The organism is Desulfobacula sp., from assembly GCF_021107415.1.
This window is the reverse complement of the sequence record NZ_JAIOSW010000491.1, coordinates 1-3669: the sequence shown is the minus strand read 5'-3', so window position 1 is coordinate 3669 and position 3669 is coordinate 1. Positions and strand designations below refer to the sequence as shown.

The following is a 3669-nucleotide window of genomic DNA, read 5'->3' as shown; positions in this document are numbered from 1 at the left end:
TCGCTTCTTAATGTTCGAATAATATCAAACAGTCTGTTTATTGTTTGCAAATTTTAAAAAATCCCTTCCAGCTGTTTTAGAAACTCTTTTCTATCATTCTGTGAAACTAACACGCTCATGGCTTTGGATACCTTTGCAACATAAGGAGAAAATTTTGAACCGGCTAAAACATTTGAACTCTTTGGAAGAAATGTTGTGATCATAATAAAAAGAACCGAAACAACCAATAATCCTTTTGCCGCGCCAAAAACAAGACCGAAAGTCCTGTCAACCCATCCCAGGAAAACGAGTTTTAAAAGTTTACGGATCAGTACAGAAACAAGACTGATAATAACAAAAATGGCACAAAATAAGAAGAAAAAACCACTAAGATCTCTGATTCCAGGATTTCAAATCCATTTTTCAGCATAGACTGTGATCAAAGGATAGTAGGTATAGGCCCCATAAAACCCTGCTATAACACCGATAATTCCTGACATTTCCCCTATGACTCCTTTAAAGAGTCCCCTTATCAGGCAAAATGAGATAATAATAATCACAACAATATCAAATGTGTTCATATTCCTCCTTTTTTGCTTTGGTTGAAAGCGCTTTCTCAATAACAATTTACACGTTTTTTAGTCAAGATTTTTATTGACCTTTAAGCAAATAAAATGCACCCTATAAGCCATGAAAAATATTACGTTTCAAAACCCGGCGCTTACCCGGGACCTTTTTGGACATCATAATAATAATCTGAACAAAATCTGTGAGGCGTTGGAAGTTACCATCAACACCCGGGGTAACTCGCTTTTGGTTAGCGGCAAGCCTGAAGATATAAATCTTGCTGAGAAACTGATCCTTCAGCTGTATCATCTTTTAGAAGATAACTTCTCCTTTGGGGAAGCCGATATTGATGCAGCGATCAATACCATAAAAAACAACAATAACTCCCATTTAAAAGATATATTCCAGACCACGGTATTTAAAACGGTTAGAAATAAAGCCATCACCCCCCGGAATCCTTCCCAGCAACGATATGTCAAAGCAATCCAAGACAATGACATTCTTATTTCCATCGGCCCTGCCGGGACAGGGAAAACCTATCTTGCCATGGCCATGGCAATGGCTGCATTTTCAAAAGGGGAGGTAAAAAAAATCATATTAACAAGACCTGCTGTTGAAGCAGGAGAAACTTTAGGATTTTTGCCCGGAGACCTGGCCCAGAAAATCAATCCTTACCTTCGGCCTTTATATGATGCCCTTTATGACATGATGGACTTTGAAAAAGCAAAAGCACTCATTGAACAGGATACCATTGAGATTGCCCCTCTTGCCTTTATGCGGGGCAGAACATTAAATAATGCTTTTATTATCCTTGATGAGGCACAAAATACAACATCAGAACAAATGAAGATGTTTTTAACACGAATCGGCTATGGGTCAAAAGCCATTGTCACAGGGGACATTACACAAGTGGATCTGCCGGCAGGAAAAAAATCCGGTCTGATTGAAGCCAAAGACATCTTAACCAATATAAAAGGGATTGAATTTATTTATTTTTCAAAGGATGATGTTGTCCGGCATAAACTTGTATCAAACATTATAGATGCCTATGAAAAAAAGCAAAAACGAAAATAATCTCAAGCAGGCAAAAGAGTTCTTATTGACATCACCTTCTGTATTGTGGCTAATGCTAATTGTTATCACTGTACTCTTTACCATCACCTACTACCCGAAACAAAGTAAGACATCCTATTCTTATAATATCGGGGATGTTGCAAAAAGAGACATCAAAGCACCTAAAAATTTCTTTGTTGAAGATAAAGAAGCCACAAATCTAAAAATAAATGAAGTGAAAGACTCTGTAAAAAAAATTTATGATTTCGATGCCGGCCTGTTAAAAAAAATCGCTTCCGACATTGATACTGCAATGAGAATCCCCCGGGAATTATTTAAAAAAGCAGAGAAAGAAAACCTGGAACCTGATCCGACATTTGCCATAGTTTTAGACACCAAACCTGAATTTGAAGAAAAACTGGGAATTGAAATCAGCAAAGGGGTCTACTCAATTCTATACAAATATCAATTCTCTTCCGACATTACCCTGAATATTGTAACCATTGTTGATAACATTCTTACAAACGGGATTGTGGCAAATAAAGAGATTCTATTAAAAGAAGCCCACAAGGGAATTATTCTTCGAACCATAGGCTCCAAAAAAGAGAGGACCGTCAATAATTTGAAAGTCTTTTATGGTCCGGATCAGGCAAAAACCATGGTTCGAATCGAAGGGCAACCCATACTAAAAGATATCAACTATAATCTTTCCAACCTGATCGTTGATCTGTGTCAAAAATTACTGCAACCCAATATTACCTTAAATAAAAATGAAACACAAAAAAGGATACAAAAAGCTGAAGCCAAAATCAAACCGATTCTGTATCAGATCAAAGCCGGTGAAATGATTTTAAGGGAAGGCGAACGGGTGGATAAGGTGCGGCAGGTAAAGCTTATTGCTCTTCAGGAACAGGCAGAAGAAAAGGATATTTTTATTTCCAGCACAGGAATTGCCTTAATCACTTTTCTTTCCATCCTGGTGGTTTATCTTCTCTTCTTAAAAGACCATAAAAAGCTACAAACTACCCATAATAAACATATCCTCTTTCTGGCCTTAGGACTTGTTTTGTATCTCACCTTTGCCAAATTTTCAACTTATATTGCCCAGTCAGCAAATCCTGAAGCATCATGGGATGTCTCCTCTTTATCGTTTTTCATGATCATCCCCATCCCGGCAGCAGCCATGCTGACCTGTCTGTTCCTGGGGTTTGATATTGCCGTTTTTTTCACCATTGTTCTCTCCTTGCTGACAAGCCTTGCATTTTCAGGCAGTTTTGAGGTTTTTTTCTTTTTCTTTTTCTCGAGTATTACGGCTGCCTATTGGATTAAAGAACGACAAGAAAGAAAAAACTTTATCATAGCCGGTTTCAAGCTTGCGGCCTTCAATGTTGTTCTGGCTCTTTCCATTGGATTCTATTCCCTTGCCCAACCCAATGTTACCATTCTTGCAAAAGAAGTGATCTTAGCTTTTTGCGGTGGTCTTTTTGCAGCCACCTTTACCATTGGATTTACCCCGCTGATTGAAATTATTTTTGATTATACAACAGACTCAAAGCTTCTGGAATTTTCAAACCTTGATCAACCTCTAATTAAAAGACTGATGATTGAAGCCCCGGGGACGTATAATCACAGCGTCATTGTTGCCACCCTGGCGGAAGCTGCTGCATCGGCCATAGAGGCCAGCAGTCTTAAGGCAAAAGTAATGGGCTATTACCATGATATTGGAAAGCTAGGAAAAACATTATACTTTATTGAGAATCAGGCAGACGGTAAAAACAGGCATGACAAGCTCTCTCCTTCCATGTCAGCCCTTATTTTAATCGAGCATGTAAAAAAGGGTGTTGAGCTTGCCAGGAAAAATAAATTAGGAAATGAAATTATTGAAGGGATTATTCAACATCATGGTACATCCCTGATCAAATATTTTTATCAAAAAAGCTTAAAAAGCGGTAATGATACAGTAAATGAAGCAGATTTCAGATATCCTGGACCCGAACCCCAGACAAGAGAGCCCGGTATTGTCATGGTGGCAGATGTTGTTGAAGCGGCTGTCAGAGCATTAGAACGTCC

Annotated in this window: 2 protein-coding genes and 1 pseudogene; 2 read left to right on the top strand and 1 reads right to left on the bottom strand. The window is 38.3% G+C overall.

What is annotated here, in order from left to right; genetic code table 11:
- Nucleotides 1-53: 53 nt before the first annotated feature.
- Nucleotides 54-560 (bottom strand): annotated as a pseudogene (locus tag K8S13_RS24495) (CvpA family protein).
- A 109-nt stretch (nt 561-669) separates the two neighbouring features.
- Here K8S13_RS24495 and K8S13_RS24490 point away from each other — a divergent pair.
- Together K8S13_RS24490 and K8S13_RS24485 are read left to right on the top strand one after the other, a co-directional pair.
- The gene (locus tag K8S13_RS24490; protein ID WP_291466350.1) at nt 670-1620 is read left to right on the top strand and encodes a PhoH family protein; all 951 of its coding nucleotides are present in this window, start codon (nt 670-672) and stop codon (nt 1618-1620) included.
- Nucleotides 1595-3669 (top strand): HDIG domain-containing metalloprotein (locus tag K8S13_RS24485; protein WP_291466349.1); only part of this gene is annotated, 2075 nt, incomplete at its 3' end. The genes K8S13_RS24490 and K8S13_RS24485, both read left to right, overlap by 26 nt.

Coding starts and splice junctions, on each gene's coding strand:
- K8S13_RS24490 (WP_291466350.1), top strand. CDS start 670: ATGAAAAATATTACGTTTCAAAACCCGGCGCTTACCCGGGACCTTTTT.